Below are 18,367 nucleotides of genomic sequence, written 5' to 3'. Positions count from 1 at the left end.
GTCGGAGGTGCGGCTCGCGGTCGGCGATAGGCGCCAGGAGCGCATCGAGCTTTGTCCGCATGAACGCCCCACTCGCACGGGCGGGCGACTTGGCGCATAATTCCGATCAATACTTGCGGCCGCGCCCACTGTGCACGTATCGAGCCGTGGTCAATCTGCGGAATTTGCCCTCGCTCCGAGGCCTGATCCGGTAGATCCTCGTGGGTGACGTGAGCGCAACTGACGGACGATGAGTGGGAGTTCATCGGGCCGTATCTGCCGATTGGCGGGTACGGCCCGTACCCCGAGCGGCTGCGCCGGCAGTTCGAGGGCGTGATTTGGCGGTTCAAGACGGGCGGGCAGTGGCGGGAGATCCCGACGGCTTCCGGCGCCTGGTCGACCGTCCACAACCGCTTCCCGCAGTGGCGTGACGCCGGCGTCTTCGAGGCCCTGCTGGAGGGCCTGATCACGGAAGCCGCGAAGCGGCGTGAGGTGGACCTGTCCATGGACCACGGTCGAGCGCCTGATCAACAAGCTCAAGGCCTGGCGAGGCATCGCCACCCGGTACGACAAAACCCCGGACGGCTACCTCGCCGGCCTCCACCTGCGCGCCTCGATGATCTGGATCAAAGACCTCACCCGGGCCGGATGATGATCCCGACTCGGTACACGCCCTATGCCCGCTCGCGAAGGGGCGCCGTCCGTGCCGTGCTCAGGCCAGGTGCGGGAGGTGGTGGGTGGACCAGTGTTCGGCGGCGGTGAGGCCGAGGAGGACCAGGTCCTGGTGTGCGCCGGCGAAGAACTCGTGCTGGCGGAGGACGCCTTCCTGTGTGAAGCCCAGCTTGCGGTAGAGGGCGAGTGAGGGCTCGTTGAAGGCGTAGATCTCCACTTCGCATTTGTTGTAGCGCTGTTCGGCGAACATGTACGTGAGGACCAGTTCGCTTGCCTCGGCCGCGTAGCCCTTGCGGCGGTGGTCGCGGGAGATCTCGATGCCCGTTTTGAAGCGGCCGGCGCGGCGGTCGGCCTCTCCGACGGTGACCGAGCCGGCGAACGAGCCGTCGGCCAGGACCTCGATCACGAGGCGGTACGACGTGCTGTCCGGCGTGCGGCCGGCGCGTTCGGCGGTCCAGGCGCGGAAGCTCGCGTCCGAGCGGGGCGGCTCGACGAGGTCGGCGTTGCGGACGTCGACGGTGTTCCGGGCGAGGTCACGGAAGCCCTCCCAGTCCTCCGGCTCGACGCCGCGCAGCCGGATCCGCTCGCCGGTCCACATGTCGCTCATCGCCCCACCGCTTCCGTCGTGTCGTTTTCGGCAGCGACGGTAGTGGCGGAGGGATGGCTTGTCGCCCGAGTTTCCTGTCGGCGTCGGGCTGCCGTTGCGACTCTAGTCAAGTTTGACTAGAGTCGCCGCATGCGTGAGAAGACCATTCCGATGCTGCCTTGTCCGCTCTCCAGCCCGTCCTGGACTTCTACGTCGCCCTCGGCTTCGAGGTGACCTTCCGGCAGAAGAGCCCCAATCCGTACGCCGTCGTCGAACGCGGTGGCATCCAGCTGCACTTCTTCGGGATGAAGGGCTACGAGCCGGCCTCCTCGTACAGTGCCTGTCTCGTGCAGACCGACGACGTCGACGCCTTGCATGCGGACTTCCGCAGCGGGCTCAAGGCCGCCTATGGGCGGGTGCCGACGCGGGGGCTGCCGCGGATCGGGGCGCTCAAGGACACCACGTACGGGGGTGCGGCAGTTCCTCGTGACACTCCCCCGTCTAAAGGCGGGGGCTTCTCGGCTCGCGCCGGGAAGCTTCCTGCTTCACAGCCGACTGCCCGCCCGGAGTGCTCCGTTGGGGTCTTACACCAGCTCCACAGGCTGTAACCGCCAGTCCGGCGGCCAGAAGGTTCTTCGCCGCGTTCACGTCCCGGTCGTGGGTCGTCCCGCAGCCGCACGTCCAGGTGCGGACGTTCAGCGGCATCTTCTCTTGCAGGGTGCCGCAGGTGGAGCACAGCTTGGACGAGGGGAACCACCGGTCCACGGCGATCACCTCGCGCCCGTACCACTGGGCTTTGTACTCCAGCATGCTCCGGAAATCCGACCACGCAGCGTCGCTGATGGCGCGGGAGAGTTTCCGGTTCTTGACCATATTGCGTACGGTCAGGTCCTCGATCACGAGCGTTTGGTTTTCGCGCACGAGTCGAGTGGTCAGCTTGTGCAGGTGGTCCCTGCGTCGGTCGGTGATCCTGGCGTACACCTTGGCGACCTTGCGCCGGGCCTTGGCCCGGTTGGTGCCCTCGCCCTTGGCTTTCTTCGCCAGGCGGCGCTGGGCCAGGGCGAGCCGGGCACGGTCACGCCGCTCGCTGCGGGGGTTGGCGATCTTCTCCCCGGTGGAGAGGGTGAGAAGGTGGTTCAGGCCCACGTCGATGCCCACGGCCGTGCCCGTGGAGAAAAGCGGCTTGATACCGGGGTCGTCGCACAGCAGGGAGACGAACCAGCGTCCGGCCGCGTCCTGGGACACGGTCACCGTGGACGGCTTCGCGCCGTCCGGGAGCGGGCGGTGCCAGGCGATGTCCAGCGGCTGCGTCATCTTCGCCAGCGTCAGCTCCCCGTCACGGAAGCGGAAGCCGCTGGTGGTGTACTCGGCGGACCTCCGGGACTTCTTCCGCGACTTGAAACGCGGGTACTTGGCCCGCTTGCCGAAGAAGTTGGTGAACGCCACCTGGAGGTGACGCAGGCACTGTTGGAGCGGGACGGAGGAGACGTCGTTGAGGAATGCCAGTTCCTCGGTCTTCTTCCACGCCGTCAGCATTGCGGAGGTCTGGTTGTAGTTGACCCGCTCCTGACGCGTCCACGCCTGCGTGCGGGCGGCCAGTGCCAGGTTGTAGACCTTGCGGACACAGCCGAACGTGCGCGACAGCTCAGCCGCCTGCGCATCGGTCGGATAGAAGCGGTACTTGAACGCCCGCTTCACACACGTCGCGGTCACGCTCACAAACTAGTTGGCCTGCCTGTAAAGATCAAATCTGCGGGTCAGAGCACGGTCTTTCGCCCAGGGGGCGAAACCCCGCTCGCTGCCCTGCTCCGCAGGAGTCCGATTCCTCCCCGGCCTGAAGGCCAGGGTTTCCTCGGAGGTTTCCGATGACCGATCCGGGCGGGAACTGTCTCCGGATCGGGCAGCCGATCAGCCAGGATCTGCACCATCGGGCCGCGCCCAAGGACGCCGTCGGCAAGGCCCTGCATCACGCGGCGCTGCTCGCGGACTCGAAGGAGGATCTCGACGGAGCGGCGCGGATTCTCGATCGGGTGCTTCACGGCGAGGGGGAGCCTCCCACGCCCGCACAGCTGTTCAGGGCGCTCGTGCTGCGCGGGGACGTCGCGCTGCGCGTTGGGGACGAGGAGGCCGCGGCGGCCTTGCTCGCGCAGGCCGCCGCCGTGGATCTCACCCCCGCGGAGCGCGCTGCGTTGCGGGACGATCTCATGAGGTTGGAGGAACTGGTGGGGTGAGGCGTCAGTCGGGCCTGCCCTCGCCCGGGGTCCGGGACCCGTTCACCTCCTGGGCCTCGTCCGCCGGTATCCGGATGCCCGAACTCGGGAGGAGTTGCGGGATGCCGTCGACGATCGGGTAGCGCAGGTGCAGGCGTGGGTTGCAGAGGGCTTCCCGGTCCGGCGTCAGGGTCAGAGGGCCTTTGTCCAGAGGGCAGGCCAGGATGGTCAGGAGGGGGTCGTCGGGGGTCATTTCGGCCTCGTTCGCTCGTAGGGGCTTACGCGGGTTGCGGTGTGTCGTGGCGCGGCATGATCAGGAGGACCGACAGGGCGAGCGCCGTCCCCGCCACGCGGAACGTCAGCAGCCACGGGTCCTCGGGCAGGCGCTCGCCGAACGTCAGCGTTCCGACGATCGCCGTGAACAGGCAGGTCACCGTCGTGCAGACCGGCACGATCAGCGAGGCGCGGCAGCGCTGCAGGGCCGCCTGCGACATGACCAGGCCCGCGCCCGCCGTGAACAGCAGCAGGTACGGGTACGGGGACCCCAGCAGCGCCCTCGCCGACTCGGCCACGTTCGTGCTGGTCAGGCGGCCCGACGCGCCCTTGATGGCCAGCGAGCTCACCCCGTACAGCAGGCCCACGGCCACCCCGTACCCGATGCCGTTCGTCGGCACCCGGTGCCGGCGGCGGGATCTGCGCTCCACGCGCTCGTACAGCAGCAGCCCCGCCGCGAGCGTCGGCACCGACACCAGGAGCACCAGCATCCACGGTGCTCCCGTGCTCACCTCCTCGTCCCCCTTGCTCAGCGACGCCACCACCATCAGCAGGGCCACCAGCACCATCCCGAGCGCCTGGCGCTCCCGCCCCGACGGACGTTCGCCGAGCACCGCCGAGGAGAGGAGAAGCAGCAGGACGAGGCCCGAGACGAAGATGCCCTGCGCGGCGGCGATGGGGAGCACGCGGTACACCACCAGCTGCGCCACGAAGCCGGCCGCCAGTGCCAGCGAGCCTGCCAGCCACAATGGGCTCGTGACGAGGAGCCCCACCACCCGCAGCGGCTTGCCCGCCGACAGCGCCGGCAGCGAGCCCAGGGCTCGCTTCTCCAGTACGAAGCCCACGCTGTAGAGGAGGTTCGCCGTCAGTGCCGCTGCCACGCCCCACCACATCCCGCTACCTCCGCCGCGCGTGCGCCAGGAGGATCGACGCCGCCGACGGCACGGCGCACGCCGCCCGGTCGATCAGACGCAGCCCGCGCGGCACGCCGTGGAACGGTGCGCCGGTGATCCGTACGTCCTGGAAGCCGGCCGACCGCAGGAACGAGCGCAGCGCCCGCGCCGTGAACAGCCTGAGGTGGCCCACCACTTCGGAGCCCGGGCGCCCGTGGACGCCCCGCAGGCTCACCTCCGAGAACACCGGCTGCACGCCCGCGAGCAGCAGGCCGCGGTTGTACCAGGCGGCGAGGTTCGGGGTGGAGAGCATCAGGTGACCGCCCGGGCGCAGGATGCGCCGCAGTTCGTCCAGCGCCCGGTCCGGGTCCACGAGATGCTCGACGACCTCGCTGAACAGCACCGCGTCCGCGCAGCCGTCCGCCAGCGGCAGCCCGCCGTCGTCCAGCGCGCCCCGCACCACCTGCGCCATCCTCGGCCGGGCCCGGCGCAGGGCGTCCTGCGACCAGTCCACGCCCACGATCCGGTGACCGGCCAGAATCGGGCCCGCCACCGCCGCCGCGGTGCCGTCACCGCAGCCCACGTCCACGATCAGCGCGCCGGGCGTGGCCGCGAGGGCGGCGGCCAGCAGCCGCGCCTGCCGACGGCTTCTCGCGTCGCCCGAGGCGACCGGGACGGTCGGGTTCTCGTAGAAGTCCCGGAGGGTGGGAGAAGCGGGCGGCTGCTCCTGTTTCTCCCCCGCGGACGCAGCCGGCGGCCGTCCCTCGTTCTCCGTTCCCGACTCGGTCGGCGGCCGTCCCTCCGTCGCCGGTTCGGCCGGCGGCCCTCCCTCGTTCTCCGTCGTCAGCGTCTCCCCGCTCACTGCCCCTCCCCGTCCGTCGCCGCCAGCCTGCTCGCGAACAACTGCCGCAGTCTCGCCCCGTCCTCGTCGCCCAGCAGCGCCCGCGACCAGCGCAGGACCAGGTGGAGCCGGCCCCCGGTCGACGCCGTCGTGAACGTCAGGCCGCGGGGCATCCCGGCCGGGGCCGAGAACCAGACCGCGTGGGCGCGGCCCGCCGCGCCGAAGTCCAGCGGGTACGGGATGCGGCCGATGTTGCTGAGCAGCGTCGTCGACGTCCACGGCGCGGCCAGTCGCCGTACCCCGCGGGTCAGCACGGCGCGCGCCGCGACCGGCAGGACGGGAGCCGTCAACATCGCCGCGCCCCGGCCCAGTTGAGGGCGAGGGCGTGCCTTCAGGGCGCGCGTCCGTTCCGCCGTACGGCGCAGCAGCGCACCCATGTCGGCGTCCGCGGTCGTCTCCGCCGCCGTGAAGCCGACCTCGACCAGCCGCGTGCCGTTGCCGATCGGCATGGCGGGGCCACGCGTGCGGTCGTCGACGGGCATGGTGATGCGCAGCGGACGGTCGGGAGCGCCCTGCTCCCGGTTCCAGTCCGCGACCGTCAGCGCTGTCGCGACCATCAGCTGGTCGTTCACGGTGTACGGCGCGCCCGACTCCCGTCGGGGGACGGGTAGTTCGGTCACGAGCATGCCGTTGCCGCGTGCGTCGGCCGGCCGGCCCGCCGCCACGCGCGCGGGTCTCGCCGCGGCGGGGAACGCGCCGTCCCCACGCGCCTCGGCGGCCGGCTGCCGGACCGGAGTCGGTACGGGCTCCGTCGCGCGACCGCCGTAGATCTCCGCCGCCGTCGCCGCGATCCGCAGGCAGGCGGGGCCGTCGAGAGCGGTGTGGTGGACCGTGAACAGCAGCACGCATCCGTCCCGCCCCGGTTCCTCCACGACCTCGAGGCGCAGCGGCGGCGCGGCGAGGAGCGACGGGGCCTCGCTGAGCGCCCGCTGCCGGGCCCTCGCCAGCGCCCCGGGCGCGCAGTCCGGGAACGACACCACGTCGGCGCCCAGCGGTTCGACGAGCTCCCACTCGTACCGCAGGGCCAGCGCACCCCGCACCCGCTCCCGCATCAGCACCCGCGGATGCCGCGCGAGTGCCTGCGCGAAGGCCCTCCGTAGCCGGTCGCGTTCGACCCGCCCCGGCAGGTGGATCTCGATGTGCACCGTGTTCGGCTCGCGCGCGTCCGCGCAGTGGCGGGCGATCTCGTCCACCACGGAGAACGGCACGCGCACCGCCCTCGGCTCCGGATCCTGTTCCCGGCGCACCCCCTGAACCGCACTCACCCGTCGCCTCCCTCTCCCTCGCCTCGACCGCCACGCTCCCGGCCCTCGCCCACCGTCACCAGAGCCGCGAACAGCGCTGTCAGCGCAAGGAGTTGGGCCACCGGGCCGAACGCCCCCCGGCCCAGCGCCGTCGCCTCGCCGCTCCCGGTCAGCACGGCCACGCCCGCCGCGGCCATCGCCGCGAACGCGAGCGGGCCGAGGAGCCACGGGCGGAGCCACGCGACCACCGCGAGCACCGGTACGACCGCCGCCACGGGCCCCGCGATCACCGCGCCGGCCAGTGTCAGCATCACCGTCCCGAGGACGAAGCCCGGCCCGGGCGGCGGCTGCGACGCCGCGAGCTCCACCGCACGCCGCCGCCCCGACGACCGTCCCGCAATCGCGAGCCCCACCAGCACCACCAGCAGTGCCGCGGCCGCGACGAGCCCGGCCCCGTACACCCGCGAGGGCTCGTAGACCAGCGTCACCGTGCCGCCCCGTCCCGCGGGGACCAGCCAGGCCTGCTGCCAGCCGTCGACGCGCAGCGGCCGCAGCTCCTCGCCGTCCAGCGTGGCCTTCCAGCCGGCGTTGTGGTTCTCGTGCAGCTGCAGGTACGAGGCCTCGCCGGCGGCCACCCGCAGGGTGCGCCGGTCCCCGTCGCCCGACATGGACTCCACCTCGCGCGGTGTGGATGTCGCGCCCTGCGCCGCACCGGTCGTGAGGTCGATCCGGGTGACCGCCAGCGGCCCGGTGTCGCCCGCCTCCACGGTGTGCGTGCGACGGTCGAGGGAGACCCGGCTGCCGTCCGTGCACAGGGAGACCGCGATCGGCCGGCGCTCCGTCAGGTCTCGCACCCGTCCCTCGGCGCGGGTCGCCAGGAACCGACCGTCGACCGAAATGATCGGCCCCTTGCCGCACGGCAGTGTGAACCGCTGGGCCGGATCCGGCTGCGGAGTGCGCAGCTTCTCCAGCGCCGGAATAAACAACTCGCTGAGTCCGACCGGCAGTTGCAGGTCCTCGTTCGCGACCGGGTTGTGCAGGGTCAGCGGTGCGACGCGCGAGATCGTGATGTCCATCCGGTCGGTCCTGATGGGGGAGAACCGGGCCAGCCCGTTCTCGTCGACCGCCGCGATCGCGGTCCCGTCCGGCGAGCTGATCTGCACCTGCTCGGGGCGGGTGGCGAGCCCGCCCGCCGCGGCCAGCACGAGTTCCCCGACCGCCGTCTTCTCCGGCCACCGCAGGCGCAGTACGGGCCGTTCGCCCGCGATCCAGGCCGTCGTCAGATCGCCGTCCGTCAGGTTGCGCGGGCTCAGGTTGGTGCCGAGCCGGGCGGTCGAGTCGGCGGTGACGACGAGCTTGTCCCGCTGCCCGGTGAGGGCGAACAGCAGGTCGTCCAGCTCCTTGCCGGGCACCGGCAGGGCGCTCGCCCGCACCGTGTACGCGCCGGTCACGGCCGCCTCGAACTGCCGGTGCAGCCCCACCTCGGCGGACACCGCGGACAGCCCGCCGGGGTCGCTGCCGCGCGACAGTGCGTACACGACGGGCGTACCGGCCCCGGAGACCTCGGGCGGCGCGTCGGCCGGCAGCTCCAGCATCCGCGTCACCTGTACACCCGGCACCGTGATCTCGGAGAACCCGGCTCCGGTGAGCCCCGGACGACCCTGCTGCGACTGCAGGATCGTCACCTTCAGCCACTTCGCCGGGCCCTCCGGCGCGGCGACCTGCTGCGTGCTGCCGTCCGGCCGCAACGGACTGACCCGGCTGCCCCGGTCGGTCTCCACCCGCACCACCGTGGGCGCGGCGCGCACATTGCCGCTCGGCAGCGGCGTCACGTCCACCGTCCCCGGGACCGGGGTCGGACCGTCGAACGCGATGCGCAGCCACTCGCCCGCCGGGGAACCGGGGGAGCCCTCGGCCCAGCCGGTGTCCGGGTTGCCGTCGAAGGCGTTGACGGGGTCGTACTGCGGCAGGTGGAACAGCCAGTTGCCGACCGAGGACGCGGTCACCGACGCGGCGCCCCGCAGCACCGCCGTCGTCTGATGCCCGACCCCGTCGAGCGGCAGGATCTGCCGTGGTTCCTCGCCCGGGTCCTGGACCGCCCGCTCCGCGTTGCGCTCTTCGCGCGTGTACGTGTGCGAGGTCCCCGACTTCACCAGCCCGAACCGTGTGTCGGCGCGCCTCAGCCCGTCGCCGGCCGCGTACAGCGCGGGCCGGTCGACGCCCGGGTGCGCGTCGCCGGACAGCACCGTGGCGCGGCCGTCCAGGACGCCCGAGCCGGACAGCGGCAGCAGCGACTCCGGTCCGCCGCTGACGACCGCGGTGTCCGAGACCGGTGTCATGCGGGCCCGGCCCGGGCGCGGGGTGCCGGACGGCGGCTCGTAGATCTCCACCGCCTGCTGCCGCGGGTACAGGCCCTCCACCTGCACCGGCGTGTCGTCGGCGATCCGGCCGTCGGTCAGCAGCGGGCCGAAGCCGGTCACGCGCCGGTACCCGGACGCCTCCAGGGTCCGCTTCACGGTCGTGGTGGGCACGTGCTCGATCTGGTCCGGGTCGAGGTCGTTGCGCACGACGACGTGGTACAGCCCCGCCCGCGCGAGGTACGCCGCGAGCCCCGGCACCTCGCCGCCGGACGTCAGCGCCTGCTCCACCGCGTCCAGCGCCCGACGGTTCCCGGGCGTGCCGAACGGTACGTAGTCTCGCTGCGCCCACGGCGAGCGGGCGAGGACGTCCAGCGGCTGGTCGATCGGCGAGCCCCAGGTGTAGACGCCGTGCGCGGTCGCCGGAACGACCAGGGCCCGGTCGTCGGGCGCCCGCTCGGCCAGCCAGTCGGCGGTCGCCTCCCAATAGGCCGGCAGCTGCCGGAACGAACCGGGCTGCAGGATGGAGCCGTTGACGTAGGGCCAGGCCAGGCCGGGCAGCACCAGCACCGCGGCCAGCACCGGCACGAGGCGGCGGACCAGTACCGGCGCGGAGGCCCGCCGCAGGGCCCGCGGCAGGGCCGTGCCCGTCAGGTGCATCAGGCCCAGGACGAGCGCGAGGGCGAGCCCGGTCTGGAACTTGTAGATGTTCCGGAACGGCACCAGCGGCCCGTTCAGCCAGTCCTGCACCGTCGCGTGGAAGGGCCCGCCGAGCGCGCCGCCGTACCCGGCGAGCGTGATCACGGCCGCGACCGTCGCGGTCAGCACCAGCCAGCGCCGCTCCGGCAGGTCCCGGCGGGCCAGGCCTGCCAGGCCCAGCGCCGCGGCGAGCACCGAGCCGGCGATCACCACCGCCGACGTGGCCACGGCCCAGCCGGCCGGCAGCCACGCCTCGCCGAAGTGCAGGTACCCCACCCAGTTCCCGGCGCCGCGCAGCACCTCGGCGGCCGACATGGTCGCCGTGGTGGTCTGCGAGGACTCCACGTACGGCATGAAGTTCTCGCCGTACGTCCCGAGCAGCAGCAGCGGTACGACCCACCAGGCCGTCGCGAGCAGCACGCACGGCGTCCACCAGGCGATCAGGGCGCGTTTGCGCCGCCCGCCGGGCCGGGACAGCAGGTACAGGCCCACGGGCAGCAGCGACGCCAGCGTCGACGCGGCGTTCACCCCGCCCATCAGCGGGATCACCAGCGCCGAGCGCGCCGCGGCGAGGCGCGCGCTCGTCCGCGGGTTCGTCAGCGGCAGCAGCACCCACGGAAGGACCGCGCCCGGCAGCGCGGCGGCCGAGGTCGAGCCGACGACGATCGTGTACGTCGGCCAGAGCGCGTACGCTGCCGCGCCGACCAGCCGCGAGCCGGGCGAGCCGGCGCCGAACCGCTCGGCGAGCCGCAGCGCTCCCCAGAACGCGGTGGTCACCACGAGCGAGAGCCACAGCCGCTCGGCCAGCCAGACCGGCAGCCGCACCAGGTCGGCGGCCGCGTGGAACGGCAGCATCGGGATCGCGTAGCCCACGTACTGGTCGGCGATCCCGCCGAAACCGGCGCGATCGTGCCACAACTGGCCCAGGTCGCGCAGGAACTGCCACGGGTCGGCGACGACCCCCAGCTTCGTCTCGAACGTCATCCGCCCCGGCGACACGGCCAGGAACGCCGCGAACACCGCCGCCCAGAAGCCGAGCAGCCAGCGCCGCGAGCGGCGGTGCGGCGGCGGCCCGCCCGGCGCGCCCGGAGGCGGACCGGGCGTGGCCGGGGAGGCCGGCGGGCGGGCGTGGACTGCGCTGGTCATGAACACCGCCGGAGTATGAGGAGGAGGTTCCACGTCGCGAACTCCCGCAGCCCCGGCAGCCGGGGCACCAGCTCCGGGAGCACCGGCCAGTACCGCGAGCGGGCGGAGACGACCTCCACGTCGTCCCGGCCCCGGACGTGGCGCAGCGTCGGCCCGACGCCGATCGCGAAGAGGTTCTCGCCGAGCCGGTGCTTCGCGGCCCGCCCGGTGCGCTTCTCGTACCGCACCCGGGCCCGCTCCGCGCCGAGATAGTGCCAGGGCGCCCACTCGTGGCCGCCCCACGGCGAGAGCCAGTTGGTGAAGGACACGTAGATCAGCCCGCCGGGCCGGGTGACCCGCACCATCTCGCTGAGGAAGGTGTCCGGGTCGCGCACGTGCTCCAGCACGTTGGACGAGAAGCAGACGTCGGCCGCGCCGTCGGCCAACGGCAGCAGATAACCGTCGGCGACGATCGTCCCCGCCCCGGGCTCGACGGCGAGCTCGGCGGCGTCCGGCTCGAAGAGCAGACTCTGCGCTCCACGGCGGCGGAACTCCCGGCTGAAGTAGCCGCGTCCGCCGCCGACGTCCGCCACCACCCGGCCGTCCAGCGGAAGATGGCGCTCCACCTGGTCGGCGGCGTCGCGGGCCAGCAGTTCGTACGCGGTGTGCGGATCGTCCTGCTCGCGCATGAAGGCCCGGAAGAGCGCGAGGGAACGGCGGAACGAGGGGTCTTTCACGTCCGTACGCCCTCCGCCTGCGCGCCCGGAGCGTGGGCGCCCGGGCCCTGCGGGCGGCCCGCGAGGTGCACGGCCTCCGCGGCGACGGCACGGAACCGCCGCACCGTACTGCTCCACCGGTACGCGACGGCCGCCTCCTCGGCGGCCTTGCCCATGGCCTCGCGGCGCTCGTCGTCGAGCGCGAGCGTGCACCAGGCCGCGGCGAACGACGAGTCCCCGCGCGCCAGCAGACCGGTGACGCCGTCCTGGACGGAGTCGCGCAGCCCCGGCACGTCGAACGCGAGCGTGGGCGTGGCCCGGGCCGCCGCCTCGGTCACCACCAGGCCCCAGCCCTCGACGGCCGCCGGATGCACCAGCAGCCATGCCTCGCACAGCAGTCGGTGTTTCTCCTCCTCCGACACATGGCCACGGAACTCCACGCCGGGACCGGCGAGTTGCTCCAGTCGCTCCCGCTCGGGCCCGTCGCCGACGATCACGAGCCGCCCGCCGGTGACGGGCCGGACCCGTTCCCACAGCCGCAGCAGCAGATCGATCCGCTTGTAGTCGACCAGCCGGCCCAGTGCCACGAACAGCGGCGACGCCGACCGCGGCGCGCGCGGCCCCGGCTCCTGGACGCCGTTGTGCACCACGCGGATCTGCTCCTGCGGCACGCCGATGGCCCGCAGCGCCGCAGCGGTCGACGGGGAGACGGCGACCAGCAGATTGCCCCGGTGGGCCCGGGCCAGCGCCCAGTGCTCCAGGAGCCGGCCGGCGCGGGCCACCGGGCCGGGGAAGCGCATCCCCCACAGCTCGGTGTGGACGTGGTTCACCAGGCACAGGGTGGGGCCGCGGTGCCACAGCGGGGACAGGTACGGCATCCCGTTGCACACCTCGACGAGCAGATCGCAGGAGCCCACTTCGCGGGCGAACGCGGACCGCGCGCCGACGAAGTGCCCGAGCGCGCCGCCCGCCGACACGACGCGGTACGGGCGGTCGGCCGCCGGGCCGCCGCACAGCAGGGTGACCTCGTGGTCCAGCTCGGTGAGGCCCGAGGCGATCCGGTCGATCAGCAGCTCGGAGCCGCCGGCGGCCGGGTTGCCCAGGTCGCGATGGGCGAGGAAGGCGATGCGCCGGGGCGCGTCCCCGGCCGCGTGGGGAGGGGCTGGGAGAAGGACCGTGGGATGGACCTGGGGATGGACCTGGGGACGGCTTCCGATCGGCCGCGGGACTGGTTGCCGGAGCGGTTGCGGCGGAGCGGGGCGGAGCCGTGGGGGAGGGACGTGCTGGGGCATGGGTGCTCCAACTCGTGTCGGGGTGCGGGGGGTGGGGGGAGGGCAGAGCAGTGGGGACGTGGGGACGCCACAGGGGGGTGGGGCGGTGTACGCCAGCAGGGGGGTACACCACCGGGGGTGGGGGTGTGGGGGGTGGTCTGTGGGGCGTGGGGGGTGACCGGGTGGGGCCGTGCTTGGTTGGGAACGCCAGTCTTCGGTACGTGCTCGATGCGCGGCTACTCACCGGTATGACAACTTGGCCCTTGCTCAGACGGGTTGTTTCGTCATCAGGTGAGCATTCGGTGCTTCGGGCTCGCTCCGCCGCCCCCGTGCCACGAGGACGCCTCCGACCAGCGCAAGCACCGCGCCGAGCGCCCCGGCCGCCAGCGGTACGGTGCGACCGAGCAGCTCCAGCTTCCTGCTGTCCGCCGCCGCCAGGTCCACCTGCTGCCGCTGCGTATCGTCGGTGAAGGCGATTTCGTCGCTCTCCAGGAGCACCACCGCGTCCTCGGACGAGCCCGGCGCGCGCAGCGTCTTCCTCGGGCCGATGGCGGCGTACAGGATGCGGCCGGTGCGCCGGTCCGCGACCAGTTCGATGCCGCTGTTGGCGTACCACTCCTCGGCGAGCACCTGCGGAGTCTTCGGCAGGCCGACGAGCCGGCCCGGCACCTGCCGCACCCCCGTCCTGGTGGGCGGCACGGTCCCGGTGAAGCGCAGGCCCTCGTAGCCCTGCACGGTGCGCGGGCCCTCGTACCGGAGCCGGACGACGCCGCCGAGCGTGCCGTCCCACCAGCGGTAGTCGCGCTCCTCGACGTCGAAGGGGAACTTCAGGTACGCCTCGCCGTCGAAGGCGGGCGACTCGCGGCAGCAGTGCACCGGCTCGTTGGTGCGCCGGTCGGTCACCCAGCGTTCCAGGGTCCACTGGAGCGAGTCGCGGGTGTCGGAGGCCGGCAGGGTGGCGTCGGTGTCGACCGACGTGGACACGTCCCAGACGGCGTTGCCGCTCTTCAGGCTGTCGGCGACGTCGCCGCGGACCTTGCGCGTGATGGTGATCCGCTGCCCGTCCACCGTCTCGAGTCGTCCGACGTCGAAGGAGCGGCCGGTGCCGGTGAAGACGGTCGTCGTGTCGACGTCCACGGGGGTGCGCTTCGCGTACGGCTGGACGTACCACACCAGCAGCGGGGCCAGGACCAGCAGGAACACCCCGGCGCCGAACAGCGTCAGGGAAAGCGGTGAGGCGGAACGGCGCATCCGGGCACTCCTGGTTCGAGAAACTCGCACGGAGACGCACGGACCCCAGGGCCGGTCGAGCCCTCGTGGCTGGAGACCGTAGGCCCGCACTTGACGGATTGTCAATGTCACGTCAACACTGGGCGTTCAGCCGGTGGGGGCCGGCCGGGGTGGGATCGTCTCCAACGAGGAGCTGACCCGACACAATGCGCAGACTGCTCGCCGCACTGACCACCGCGGCGTTCGCCGCGGCACTGGCCGCCGGCGCCGCCTTTGGGATCGTGGCCCTGCTCGAAGCGCCTCCGGAGCAGCCCAACGTGCCTCTGATCACCTACGAGACGGCCGCACGGCCTTGATGATCCGAAACGCGTGGAGCGAGGTGCCCCGGCCCAAGGTGGAGCGGTTCGCCGCGATCGCGCTCGCCGAATCGGGCGACCTCGCCCAGACGATCCTCGGTCAGATCCGCAGCGAGTTCCCCCAACTGCGGCTCATGGAGGACGAATCTGGCGAGCCGAAGGCGCTCGTCGGCATCCGCCGGGCCATCGAAGGCTTCGTCCAGCACCTGGCGGCCGGAGCGGCCGACCCGCGGATGCCGCCCGAGGTCTTCCAGGAGTTCGGCAAGGGAGAGGGGCTCAACGGGCGCAGCCTCGACTCCCTCCAGGCCGTCTACCGGCTCGGCGTGCGCCTCGCCTGGCGCAGATTCGCCGAGATCGGCCAGCAGGTCGACATCGCCGCGCCCGCCATGTACGAACTCGCCGAGTCCGGCTTCGAGTACCTGGACGGGCTCGTCGAGCAGTCCGTCCGCGGCTACGCAGAGGCCGCCGCCCGCCAGGAGAGCGAACGGTTACGGCTGCAGCGGCAGTTGATCGACCGGATGCTCGCCGCGCCGCACGCCGACCCCGAGCGCACGCTCGGCGAGCGCGCCGCGCGCATCGGCTGGGAACTGCCCGCCGCCATCGCCGTCGGAGTCCTGATCCGGCCCGCCCGCGAGGCCGTCGCGCCCGCCGTCGGCCAGGGAATCCTGCTCGACATGGAGAGCGAGCAGCCCCGCATGGTCATCCCCGAGCCGGACACCGCCGGCCGCGCCGACCTCGTGCGCCGCGCCACCACCGGCTGGTCCGGCGCGATCGGGCCGTCCGTGCCGCTCGGCGAGGCCCCGGCCTCCCTGCGCTGGGCGGAGACCGCCGTACGGCTCATCGAGGACGGCTTGCTGCCCCGCGGCGAGGTGCAGCACTGCGCCGAACGCACCGAGGAACTCGTCCTGCTGCCGTCCCGCGAGCTCATCGACGCCGCCGCACCCCGCTGCCTGACCCCGCTGCAGGGCGTCGGCCCGACCCAGGCCCGCCGCCTCGCCGCCACTCTGCTCGCCTGGATCGAGACCTCCGGCGGCGCCCCGGAGGTCGCCCACCGGCTCGGCATCCACCCCCAGACCGCCCGCTACCGGATCCGCCAGATCCGTGAACTGTGGGGCGAGGCCCTGGACGACCCCGACCGCCGCTTCGAACTCCTCCTCGTGCTGCGCGCCCAGCGGCTGCGCGGCGAACTCCCCGCCGACCCCGACTGAACACAAGCGTCGGCGCGTCACCCGGTCGGACCGGCGACGCTGGTCGCCGGTCCCGGCTGCCGCCAGGCTGGGCGGGTACGCGCAGGCAGTTCCGAGGAGGAGACGACGTGCAGAAGGACAAGCAGCCGGAATACCGCGCCGTGGTCTTCCGGGACCGCTCCGCCGGGTTCGCCTTCCTGACCCGCTCGACGGCCGACAGCGACACCACCATCGAGTGGGACGACGGCAACACCTACCCCGTCGTCGACGTCGAGATCTCCTCCGAGAGCCACCCCTTCTACACCGGCAAGGCCCGCACCGTGGACTCCGAGGGCCGGATCGTCAAGTTCGAGCGCAAGTACGGCGAGGGCAAGGAATAGTCCGGCCGCCTGCCCTGCAGGTCGCGCCTCATATACAGCGGTACGTGAAACTCCCCGTCGCGTGGTGGACCGTCGGGTCGGTGATCACCAGGCGGGCCGTCGCCCGGTGGACGCCCGGCCCGTGGAAGGTCCACAGCAGATGGAGCCTGGCCTCGCGCTGACCTCGCGCCAGCCGCTCGGTCAGCGGCTGTGACACCGTGCCGTCGCTGCGCTCCCAGCGGTAGGTGATGACGCCCCGGCCGCCGTCCGTGCGGACCACGCCCACCACGTCCGCCGTGCCGTCGCAGCCGAGCTCGCCCTGCGGGGCGCTGACGGCCACCGACCGCACCGCGACGCCCGGCCCGAAGCGCCACCACAGGAGGATCGCCAGGACGACCACCAGCACGACGGCCGCGGGAGCGTACCGGCGTGCCCAGCGGTTCTCCGGCGGCGGACTCGGTATCGGTGTGCCTCCGGGCAGGGTGCCGTGCCAGATCTGCGCGGCGGTGGGGGTGTTCTGCGCGCGGTGCACCGCCGCCGCGGTCACGCCGGGGCCGAAGCGCAGGACCGCGCCGTCGACCCGGTCGGGCGCGGGCGCACCGGGCGCCGGCATAGGGGTCGTGGCGTCGGGAGCCGGGCGCTGGATCCAGTGGCTGCCGAGTTCGGTGGCGCTGTAGGCGTCGTCGTTCATGTGATCGTGCACCGCCGGATGAAGACCTGCTGGAGGGAACCGCCGTTCGCCGCGGCGGGATCGGTGGTGGCGCGCACGCCCCAGTAGCAGCCGCCGCCCTGGACGGTGTGGCGGAGCGTCAGCGTGTACTGCTTCGCGCCCTCGCGGCGGAAGGTCTCGGAGCCGTCCGGTGTGCCCGGGACCCCCTTCTCGTCGCCGGTGAACCATTCGACGGCCACCGTCACCGGGCCCGGCCCGTCCGTCGTGACCGAGACGACGGCCTCGGCGGCCGTCGGCCCGATCTGGCGCAGGCTCGTGACCGACACCGAGGTCACGGAGACGACGGGCTCGGGCGGCGTCGACGTGGTCGGCGGCGTGACCGGCGGCTCGGCCGGCGGAGTGGTCGTGGTCGCGGTCGGCGTCGGCGGTTCGGTCGACGTGTCGTCCGAGGGCTCCGCGGTCGCCGTGGGGGTCGGCTCGGGGCTCGTCGCCGAGTCCGAAGGTTCCGGGCTCGGCGACGGAGACTCCGGCCCCGCACCCGTACTCGGCGCAGGCTCCTCCGGTGCCGCGCTCGTCGTCGCGAAAGCCCGCGCAGCGGTCTCCTCGACGTCGGAGCCCGGGACGCCCGCGCTCGCGGCGATCGCGATCAGCACGGCCAGGACGAGCGCGGCGACGCCCGCCGGCAGTCCGTACGGGAGCCGCCACCAAGGGCGCGGCAGCGTCGTCGTGGCCAGCGCCGTCGTCCCCTCCGACGCGCCGGCGGACAGCGGGAACAGCAGCGGCAGCAGGGCGGCGAGCGCCGCGAGCCGGCCCCGGCCACGCTCCTCCCAGTCCGGCCCGTAAGCGGCCGTCGCCACCGTCTCCAGCTCGGTCACGAACGCCGCCGCGTGCGGCGGGCGTTCGTCGGGGCTCTTGGCGAGCCCCCGCCGGACCAGCGGCCGCAGCGGCTCCGGAACCTGCCCGTCCGGCACGGGCGCGTCCAGGTGCTGCAGCGCCAGTTCGGCGAGATGGGCGCCCGGGTACGGCTTCCGGCCGGTCAGGCACTCGAAGAACGTCGCGGTCGCCGCGTACACGTCGGCCGAGGGCGAGGCCGGGTCGCCGCGCCACTGCTCGGGCGCCATGTAGGCCGGCGTCCCGGCCGCGCCCGGCGTGCTGCCGCGGTCGGTCGCGATGCCGAAGTCGACCAGCTTGGAGTGACCGTCGGCGGCGACCAGCACGTTCGCCGGCTTGTAGTCGCGGTGCACGACGCCCGCCGCGTGCGCGGCCGCCAGGCCGAGCAGCGAGCCCTTCAGCACCACGAGCGCGGCCTCGGGGCCGGTCGCGCCCTCCTGCGCGATCAGCGCGCGCAGCGGCACGCCGTCGACCAGCTCCATGACGATGGCCGCGCCCTCCGGCGCCTCGACGTACTCGTACAGCCCCACGACGTGCGGGCTGTCGAGCGCCCCGAGCAGCCGGGCCTCGGAGCGGAAGCCGTGCACGAACGCCTCGTTCGCGTACAGCTCCTCGCTCAGGTACTTCACGGCCACCGGCACCCCGGTGGTGTCGTGCACGGCGAGCACGACACGACCGCTCGCCCCCGCCCCCAGCTCCCGGTGCTCCGTATAGCCCGGGACCGTCCATCCGTTCATCCCCGTCCCCC

17 protein-coding genes and 2 pseudogenes are annotated in these 18,367 nt (G+C 73.0%); 7 read left to right on the top strand and 12 right to left on the bottom strand.

The genetic code is table 11. The features are described 5' to 3' along the window. Positions 1-219: 219 nt before the first annotated feature. Both ACGFMM_RS32225 and ACGFMM_RS32220 read left to right on the top strand, forming a co-directional pair. Positions 220-486: pseudogene (locus ACGFMM_RS32225) on the top strand (transposase); the annotation flags it as partial. Further along, the gene (locus tag ACGFMM_RS32220; RefSeq protein ID WP_393650023.1) at positions 467-631 is read left to right on the top strand and encodes a hypothetical protein; all 165 of its coding nucleotides are present in this window, start codon (positions 467-469) and stop codon (positions 629-631) included. The pseudogene ACGFMM_RS32225 and the gene ACGFMM_RS32220, both read left to right, overlap by 20 nt. A 60-nt stretch (positions 632-691) precedes the next feature. Here the strand turns inward: ACGFMM_RS32220 and ACGFMM_RS32215 are convergent, their stop codons facing one another. Beyond that, complete coding sequence (locus ACGFMM_RS32215) at positions 692-1,258, bottom strand: GNAT family N-acetyltransferase (protein ID WP_393650022.1); 567 nt, start codon at positions 1,256-1,258, stop codon at positions 692-694. A gap of 129 nt (positions 1,259-1,387) precedes the next feature. Between ACGFMM_RS32215 and ACGFMM_RS32210 the strand changes: the two are divergent. Next, positions 1,388-1,735: pseudogene (locus ACGFMM_RS32210) on the top strand (bleomycin resistance protein); the annotation flags it as partial. 3 nt (positions 1,736-1,738) lie between these two features. Here the strand turns inward: ACGFMM_RS32210 and ACGFMM_RS32205 are convergent. Beyond that, the gene (locus ACGFMM_RS32205; protein WP_393650021.1) at positions 1,739-2,956 is read right to left on the bottom strand and encodes an RNA-guided endonuclease InsQ/TnpB family protein; all 1,218 of its coding nucleotides are present in this window, start codon (positions 2,954-2,956) and stop codon (positions 1,739-1,741) included. A 146-nt stretch (positions 2,957-3,102) separates the two neighbouring features. Here ACGFMM_RS32205 and ACGFMM_RS32200 point away from each other — a divergent pair, with 146 nt between their 5' ends. Beyond that, complete coding sequence (locus tag ACGFMM_RS32200) at positions 3,103-3,468, top strand: hypothetical protein (RefSeq protein ID WP_393650020.1); 366 nt, start codon at positions 3,103-3,105, stop codon at positions 3,466-3,468. Between the two features lie 4 nt (positions 3,469-3,472). On the opposite strand, the gene ACGFMM_RS32195 is transcribed toward ACGFMM_RS32200, so the two are convergent. The 8 genes from ACGFMM_RS32195 to ACGFMM_RS32160 all read right to left on the bottom strand — a co-directional run bounded on the left by ACGFMM_RS32195 (position 3,473) and on the right by ACGFMM_RS32160 (position 14,177). Next, positions 3,473-3,700, bottom strand: coding sequence for a Trm112 family protein (locus tag ACGFMM_RS32195; RefSeq protein ID WP_393650019.1), 228 nt, complete (start codon positions 3,698-3,700; stop codon positions 3,473-3,475). Positions 3,701-3,725: 25 nt separating this feature from the next. After that, positions 3,726-4,613, bottom strand: a complete 888-nt coding sequence (locus ACGFMM_RS32190; RefSeq protein WP_393650018.1) for a hypothetical protein — start codon at positions 4,611-4,613, stop codon at positions 3,726-3,728. Positions 4,614-4,617: 4 nt separating this feature from the next. Then, positions 4,618-5,475 (bottom strand): class I SAM-dependent methyltransferase, encoded by an 858-nt coding sequence (locus tag ACGFMM_RS32185; RefSeq protein ID WP_393650017.1) that lies wholly within the window; start codon positions 5,473-5,475, stop codon positions 4,618-4,620. Then, on the bottom strand, positions 5,472-6,779 hold the full coding sequence (locus tag ACGFMM_RS32180; RefSeq protein ID WP_393650016.1) for a condensation protein: 1,308 nt from the start codon (positions 6,777-6,779) through the stop codon (positions 5,472-5,474). The genes ACGFMM_RS32185 and ACGFMM_RS32180 overlap by 4 nt, the downstream gene beginning before the upstream one ends. After that, on the bottom strand, positions 6,776-10,960 hold the full coding sequence (locus ACGFMM_RS32175) for an alpha-(1->3)-arabinofuranosyltransferase family protein (protein WP_393650015.1): 4,185 nt from the start codon (positions 10,958-10,960) through the stop codon (positions 6,776-6,778). The genes ACGFMM_RS32180 and ACGFMM_RS32175 overlap by 4 nt, the downstream gene beginning before the upstream one ends. Continuing rightward, on the bottom strand, positions 10,957-11,676 hold the full coding sequence (locus ACGFMM_RS32170) for a class I SAM-dependent methyltransferase (protein ID WP_393650014.1): 720 nt from the start codon (positions 11,674-11,676) through the stop codon (positions 10,957-10,959). The genes ACGFMM_RS32175 and ACGFMM_RS32170 overlap by 4 nt, the downstream gene beginning before the upstream one ends. Beyond that, on the bottom strand, positions 11,673-12,947 hold the full coding sequence (locus ACGFMM_RS32165) for a glycosyltransferase family 4 protein (protein WP_393650013.1): 1,275 nt from the start codon (positions 12,945-12,947) through the stop codon (positions 11,673-11,675). Before ACGFMM_RS32165 ends, ACGFMM_RS32170 begins: the two co-directional genes overlap by 4 nt. A gap of 246 nt (positions 12,948-13,193) precedes the next feature. Continuing rightward, entirely contained in the window at positions 13,194-14,177 is a 984-nt protein-coding gene (locus ACGFMM_RS32160; RefSeq protein ID WP_393650012.1) for a DUF3068 domain-containing protein, read from the bottom strand. Positions 14,178-14,362: 185 nt separating this feature from the next. Between ACGFMM_RS32160 and ACGFMM_RS32155 the strand changes: the two genes are divergently transcribed. The 3 genes from ACGFMM_RS32155 to ACGFMM_RS32145 all read left to right on the top strand — a co-directional run bounded on the left by ACGFMM_RS32155 (position 14,363) and on the right by ACGFMM_RS32145 (position 16,079). Then, positions 14,363-14,512 carry a hypothetical protein gene (locus ACGFMM_RS32155; protein WP_393650011.1) on the top strand — a complete coding sequence of 50 codons (150 nt, stop codon included), beginning with the start codon at positions 14,363-14,365 and terminating at the stop codon, positions 14,510-14,512. Beyond that, on the top strand, positions 14,512-15,720 hold the full coding sequence (locus ACGFMM_RS32150; RefSeq protein ID WP_393650010.1) for a helix-turn-helix domain-containing protein: 1,209 nt from the start codon (positions 14,512-14,514) through the stop codon (positions 15,718-15,720). The genes ACGFMM_RS32155 and ACGFMM_RS32150 overlap by 1 nt, the downstream gene beginning before the upstream one ends. Before the next feature lie 107 nt (positions 15,721-15,827). After that, entirely contained in the window at positions 15,828-16,079 is a 252-nt protein-coding gene (locus ACGFMM_RS32145; RefSeq protein WP_393650009.1) for a type B 50S ribosomal protein L31, read from the top strand. 28 nt (positions 16,080-16,107) lie between these two features. On the opposite strand, the gene ACGFMM_RS32140 is transcribed toward ACGFMM_RS32145, so the two are convergent. Together ACGFMM_RS32140 and ACGFMM_RS32135 are read right to left on the bottom strand one after the other, a co-directional pair. After that, positions 16,108-16,749, bottom strand: coding sequence for a hypothetical protein (locus ACGFMM_RS32140; RefSeq protein WP_393650008.1), 642 nt, complete (start codon positions 16,747-16,749; stop codon positions 16,108-16,110). Beyond that, on the bottom strand, positions 16,746-18,356 hold the full coding sequence (locus ACGFMM_RS32135; protein ID WP_393650007.1) for a serine/threonine-protein kinase: 1,611 nt from the start codon (positions 18,354-18,356) through the stop codon (positions 16,746-16,748). Before ACGFMM_RS32135 ends, ACGFMM_RS32140 begins: the two co-directional genes overlap by 4 nt. Positions 18,357-18,367 lie beyond the last annotated feature (11 nt).

This window comes from Streptomyces sp. NPDC048604 (assembly GCF_043199435.1).
GTDB lineage: Bacteria > Actinomycetota > Actinomycetes > Streptomycetales > Streptomycetaceae > Streptomyces.
The sequence above is the reverse complement of the archived record's forward strand: the minus strand, read 5'-3'. Positions and strand labels throughout refer to the sequence as shown.